This is a genomic window from Microcystis sp. M53602_WE12 (assembly GCF_030065455.1).
In the GTDB taxonomy this organism is placed as follows: Bacteria; Cyanobacteriota; Cyanobacteriia; order Cyanobacteriales; family Microcystaceae; genus Microcystis; species Microcystis aeruginosa.
In genome coordinates this window covers 1-6,565 of sequence record NZ_JASJFB010000137.1, presented here as the reverse complement: position 1 = coordinate 6,565, position 6,565 = coordinate 1, and the positions used below count along the sequence as shown (strand labels likewise).

General features: G+C 43.7%; 4 protein-coding genes. All 4 read left to right on the top strand.

Annotated elements, in window-relative coordinates; all coding sequences use genetic code 11:
• The first annotated feature begins 473 nt into the window (after window positions 1-473).
• The 4 genes from PX482_RS05490 to PX482_RS05475 all read left to right on the top strand — a co-directional run bounded on the left by PX482_RS05490 (window position 474) and on the right by PX482_RS05475 (window position 6,477).
• Window positions 474-2,915, top strand: coding sequence for a glucan 1,4-alpha-glucosidase (locus tag PX482_RS05490; protein WP_002762512.1), 2,442 nt, complete (start codon window positions 474-476; stop codon window positions 2,913-2,915).
• 473 nt (window positions 2,916-3,388) lie between these two features.
• Window positions 3,389-3,613 carry a hypothetical protein gene (locus PX482_RS05485; RefSeq protein WP_002762514.1) on the top strand — a complete coding sequence of 75 codons (225 nt, stop codon included), beginning with the start codon at window positions 3,389-3,391 and terminating at the stop codon, window positions 3,611-3,613.
• Window positions 3,614-3,644: 31 nt separating this feature from the next.
• Window positions 3,645-6,197 carry an alpha-L-rhamnosidase-related protein gene (locus PX482_RS05480; protein ID WP_288026458.1) on the top strand — a complete coding sequence of 851 codons (2,553 nt, stop codon included), beginning with the start codon at window positions 3,645-3,647 and terminating at the stop codon, window positions 6,195-6,197.
• Between the two features lie 46 nt (window positions 6,198-6,243).
• Window positions 6,244-6,477 carry an FAD-dependent oxidoreductase gene (locus PX482_RS05475; RefSeq protein ID WP_288026460.1) on the top strand — a complete coding sequence of 78 codons (234 nt, stop codon included), beginning with the start codon at window positions 6,244-6,246 and terminating at the stop codon, window positions 6,475-6,477.
• Window positions 6,478-6,565: the final 88 nt, after the last annotated feature.

Sequence of the window (6,565 nt, the reverse complement as noted above, 5' to 3'; positions counted from 1 at the left end):
GGTTCTTCGTTACTTGGTATGGTTCGATAGGGGGTCATAAATCGACTAAATCCTTATCTGGTAAGAGACTTAATTGATTAGTTCGCTCTAGATCAAAAACAATCGACAAAAATCGCTAAATGCCTTTCTATATAAGGGTTACATCCAATATAACCCCCGTCCATTGCATAACACAAACCGAAGAGCCAAAAATGGGGCGAATCAGAAACAGAAGAATACAATTTCAAACTTTGGGTTAACATGAAAGGCGGCGAATATTTCTTTGCCCCTAGCCTGAGTTTTTTGAAAGAATTACAGCCTTTGCCCGAAGGGTGAAGCCACGAGTAATCATTGCTAATCAAGTATTGCGGATGCGAGAGCAAACCTCATCTATCGGAGCAACGTTGTAGATCCGAAACTTCCACCCTTGAACCGCAAAAATACCTTGAACATTACCCAGTCAATTTGATTTAACCCCATCTACGATTACTCCCATGAACCTGAAACGTTGTTTATTAGTTAGCTTAATTGCCCTTTGCTCTGTTCTCTTCTTAGGAACAAACCTTGCTTGGGCAGTTGGCGGAGGGATAGCCCCCGGCGCCCCCGGTGTTCCCTCCCTTTGGTCCTATGCCGGAAAGCAAGGCATTGGCACTTCCTATGAGCAGTATGTAAACAGCAGCTATGAAGATGATGGACCGACGAATGCCATCTCCAAGGTTTGGTTTTCCATCGCTCAAGGCATTGTCACGGAAACTGCCTATGGAGAAATTGATCGCGCTCAGATCAACGACTTACAATTCTTGGTGACGGGCAACGGTTTTTTCAATCAAGAAAAAACTGATACTAACAGCAAGGTTGACTATCTCGATAAGGATAGCAGCGGTCGGCCTCTTTCTCCCGCCTATCGTGTCGTCAATACTGCTAAAAATGGCAAATACACCATTGAAAAGCACATCTTTACCGACCCCGATCGCCAAACTTTGTTTACAAAAGTGATCTTGACCGCCAATGAGGATAATATTACTCCCTATATTCTCATTAATCCCCACCTGAATAATACCGGGAGTCAAGATGTGGCTTTTGTCAGAAGCGATAGCCTCAATGCTCGCGAAGGTGAGACTGTTTACCTGAGTTTAAAAAGTTCATCTCCTTTTGTTAAAACCTCAGCCGGATATGTTGGTAACAGTGATGGCTATCAAGATTTAATGAAAGATGGAGTCATGGACTGGACCTATGATTATACCAATCAGAATCAGCCAGGCAATGTGGCGATGATGGCCCAATTGCCCACCCTCAATCAAGGTCAAACCTCCACTTTTAATCTTGTCGTCGGCTTTGGCAGCAGTTACGCTCAAGCAACAGCACAAGCAGACGCTTCTTTAAGTGAGGGTTACGATAGCCTGTTGGCGAAATACAACGGCAAAGGCAATGCCGTAGGATGGGAAGACTATCTAGCCAGCCTTAGCAATATGCCCGCTATGATTGCCAACACCGGTGACAAAGGTAAACAGCTTTATGCTAGTGCTTTTACCCTGAAAAGCATGGAAGATAAGGAAAATGCCGGGGCTTTAATTGCTTCTTTATCTGTTCCCTGGGGAGATACCGTTAATGCTGATGGCTTTGCCACCGGCTATCGGGCAGTTTGGCCGAGAGACTTTTATCAGGCGGCTATGGCTTTGTTAGCTTTAGGAGATCGAGAAACCCCCTTAGCGGCTTTTAAATATCTGCCAAAAGTCCAAGTAAAATCAGACACTCCGGGTAACTCCGGCGCTACCGGTTGGTTTTTACAAAAAACCCACGTTGATGGCGAATTAGAGTGGGTAGGAGTCCAGATGGATCAAACGGCGATGCCCATTATGTTAGGTTGGAAATTATGGAAAGCCGGAATTCTCTCGGATAGTCAAATCAGTAACTGGTATCCCACGATGTTGAAACCCGCCGCCGAATTTCTCGCTAATGGCGGCCAGGTAAATATTAGTATCAATACCAGCAGTGGTTATCAATCAAATCAGCGCCAGATTAATCCACCCCAAACCCATCAAGAACGCTGGGAAGAACAATCGGGCTATTCCCCTTCCACTATAGCCGCAGAGATTACTGGGTTAGTGGCAGCGGCTGATATTGCTCAAAATGCAGCTAATGATCCCGGTGCGGCCGCATTCTATTTGAAACAAGCAGATGAATATCAAAAGAATGTGGATAACTTTATGTTTACCACCACTGGACGGGCTACCCCCTGTCAAGAATCTGGTCAATATCTGCTCAGAGTTAGCCCTGACGCCAATCCTAACAATGGCAGTGTCATCCACGACAATAATAGTCTTCTTAAAGCTGATGAACGCCAAATCTTAGATGGCGGTTTCTTGGAACTGGTGCGTTATGGTGTCCGAAAAGGAGATGATCTGCACATTGCTGAAACTGTTTGTGCCTTCGATAATGCTAATCTCGAAGAGAGTTTAAAGGTTAAGTACAACTTCACTTTTGATGGTAAGGAGTATCCAGGATTCCGACGCTATGGCAATGACGGCTATGGCGAACAAACCAATGATGGTAGCAATTTTCGTGATGTTAACGATGGTCTAAAAAATCTTCGCCGCGGACGGGTTTGGCCTTTCTTTACCGGCGAACGAGGACATTATGAACTTGAGTTAGCCAAAGCCCAAAATGGAGGCAACCTTAGCGATCAAGATGTTGCCAAAATTCGTGATACTTATGTTCGAGCTATGGAATATTTTGCCAACGAAAGCTTCATGCTTCCCGAACAAGTTTGGGATGGTGTCGGTGATAATAGCACCCATAATTACGTCACGGGAGAAGGGACTAATAGTGCAACGCCTTTAGCTTGGACTCATGCTGAATATATCAAGTTAGTCAAGTCACTGACCGACAAGAATATTTGGGATTCTTACTCGATCGTCAAGGCGAGATATCAATAGATTTGTTGCCCATGAGCTAACCAAAAGTATAGTCATTTCAGATAAGTCTGATACATTCTAGACCGACAAAATCCTTAGGAACTCTGGGATTGATATTCTCAATCTTAATTGAAATGACTATAACTGTTGCGGGGGCAGGAGAGAATCGGCTTGTGGCTTAAACCTCGAACCTGCTTAAGAAGCTCAAGGCTGCAATACCAGTAAATTCCTATCCCGCGTCAACTCTTACTTAGGGTTTGTGGCAAAAAGTTTTTCATGGGGGCAGGGTGTGGGGTTTGGGGTGTAGGGTTTTAGCGATTTTCAGGTGGTCAACTACCTAATTTTCAGGGAAAAAGTCCCTGAATTTTCCCCCCGATCACTCCCAGAACTGGTACTTTTTGATTGACAAAAAGTCTAAAAGGCTTACCCAACAAGGTTTTTAGATTTATTCAGCAAACCCTACTTATTCATTTTGAACAACCCCCAGAGAAACAATGAAGTTATCATTATTAAACCAATTTTTTCAAGAAAACAATGGACAGTTCTCTTCTGTGAGAGCGCAAACTTGGCTAGTTATCCTCTGCTTTTGTGCAGATTGGATTGTGCATATCGTCAGAGATCAAGCATTTGTTCCTGATATCTCGATCGTCGGGATTGTTTTGGGAGTTCTCGGATTGAAAGTAACTCAGAAATTCGCTGAGGATAAACCTCAACAATAGAAAAATATTCAAATTTTTGAGGAGAAATTTGATGGCTGATCACTCTTTTCAAAAACCAGACAACAACCAATGTAATAATAGCGATGTCTGGAAAGATGACCCTTATAATGCCACTGTTAAAGTTGACATTATAAGTGACAAAAGGCACTTTTCTTTGGAGACAACTGCACCATTTGAAAACAAACTATCCGACTCTCAGAGGGAAATTTATCAAGATTATCTGCCTAACCCAAGAACAATTGAAGAATTGCCCTCCAGTCCCAATCTCCAAAGCAATCGGCTCTGGTTTGATGCTCTCTATGCTTTAGCTTTACAAGAAGTGCGGGATGCTTCAGTTAACCAGATCAGTGATGGAGCTTTCAATGATGGAAACCCATTACCCGCACCAGAAGGCGGCTTTTTTGAGACGGGCTTGTTTTGGACCTATGTTTGGACAAGAGATACTTCCTATGCTGTCGATCTCGGTTTAGGAGTTCTCGATCCAATTCGGGCTTTAAACTCTCTCAGCTTTAAACTCTCCGAACGCCGCGAAGGTGGCGGACTGCAAATTGTCCAAGATACCGGCACTGGGGGAAGCTATCCCATCTCAACTGATCGCGTGGTTTGGTCTTTTGGGGCGAGGACTCTGTTACGACAACTACAAGGTGAGCCAAGGGATAATTTTGCGAGAAAAGCCTACGAAGCACTCAAGAATACGATCGAACAGGATCGTCAAGTTATCTTTGAACCTCAAGATGGACTTTATCGAGGGGAACAGTCATTTTTAGATTGGCGGGAACAAAGTTATCCCCAATGGGTAGCCGAAGATCCAGTACAAATTGGAATGTCTAAAGCTCTTTCTACTAATGCTTGTCATCTTTCGGCTTTACTTTTAGCTGCGTCTTTGGCTGGGGAGTTGGGGGAACCCGAAACCAAACAAAAGTATAGTAAATGGGCTGAGGAATTGCGTCAAGCTATCCGCACTCACCTGTATTTGCCAGATAAACAGCTATATTCAACTTTTATTACAACAGCTTTCGATTTTCGACCGGCTCACCAATACGATTTATTGGGCAGTTCCCTGGCCATTCTCCTCGATATTGCCGATCAAACCCAAGCAGCCCAAATTGTCGCCAACTACCCTCATCTACCACAAGGCGCTCCGGTAATCTGGCCTCAACAAAGGGATATACCAATTTACCATAACCAAGCTATCTGGCCCTTCGTCACTGCCTATTGGCTTAAAGCCGCCAAAAAAGTCAAAAATGATGCAGCCGTTAATCTGGGAGTTACCTCTTTAATCCGAGGAGCAGCACTGAGCTTATCCAATATGGAAAATTTTGATGCCGTGAGCGGATTAGTTGAACTGCAAAATCAACCAGCCAAAGAACCTGTGGTTAATTCACCCCGTCAGCTTTGGTCGGTGGCCGGCTATCTGTCTATGGTCCATGAGCTAATTTTTGGATTATCTTGGACCGATGCGGGATTTAGTGTTTCTCCTTTTATCACAAGAGAGTTACGCAATACTCTCTTCCCTGACTCCCAGAAATTAGTTCTCAATCGCCTGCCCTATCGAGGTCATCAAATCAATATCGTGATCAATTTACCCCCGATTAATGGGGAAAATAAGGGGGCATACAGCCTAGGAGAAGTCTATCTCAACCAGGAGTTAGTTGTCGGAGAAATTGCTGAATCGATGCTGGCATCTGAGAATTTTATTGAGGTAAATTTAGTCGATCAAGATGTGCAAAGTGCCTCAATTAATTTAGTTGATGATTTACAAGACTATCGAAAAAGATATGCTCCTCGCCCACCAGTAATCGAAGCGATCACCGCTAGTCAAGGTAACTTAGAAATTTTCTTTAATTTGAATCAGGAAAATACTGACGAGGTGGTGGTAAATGTTTATAGGGATGGCCGGTTGGTGGCGGAAAAAATTAAGATTTTTGATCAGCGCGGTTCCTGGCAAGATCAAGATACTAAAGGTAGCCAATCACCAAGCTACTGCTATACACTAGAAAGTGTTTATCTTAACAGTGGAACTATTTCTCAACGGGCTAAACCTGTTTGTTATTGGGGAGTAAATTCTGAGCGGGTTTATTCGGTTACAGCCCAGGAATTTAGGGCGATTGGCCGTAATCCTTCCGAAGCTCATGGACAAGTATATTTTGATAATTGGGGGAAGCCAGATGATAGTTTAACCGTCGATATCAAGGCTAAGTATAGTGGTACTCATGGTATTCAGGTGATAGCTGGAAATGGTGCTGGACCAATTAATACAGGAGTTACTTGTGCCGTTAAACGAATGCAAATGAAAGATTCAGAAACTGATACAATAGTTGCTGATAGTTATCTGGTGATGCCCCAGCTTGGCAACTGGAATCGCTGGCTAGAGTCATCTTTAATTTTGACCAAAGTTGACTTGAGTGTCGGACATAGTTACACAATTAAGATTTTTAGCGACGAGCAGGCAATTAATATGTCTAGTTTCGCTCATTATCAAAACTACACTGGCAACAATGGTATTGGTGGTGTAAGCGGGAGTTATAATTATGTCAATATCGCTGCGATCAAACTTCTCTCCTTTTCGGGAAAGATTACCTAACAAAATGACTTAGAGATTTAAAAAGCAACCCTTCAGGAGTAACATAATGAGTCAAAGTCAAACCGGTGTCAAATTAGTTGATTGGCAGACCGTCTCTCAAACCAACTACGATGCTGTCATCGTCGGCGGCGGAATCGCTGGAGCGATTACGGCCAAACAATTGAGTGAACAGGGAAAACGAGTTTTAGTTCTTGAGGCGGGAACTGGTGAAGGTTTAACCCTTGAAGCCCACATTCCGCACCCTAAGTGTCACAACGTCTCAAAAGAGGAAGGGGCGTGAGTCAAAATACTTATCTAGAGGAGTGAGTTGGCGGCAAGCTGCCGGCAACTAAGCCGAAAATTTCAGAGTTCCCCCGGTCATTCTCAAT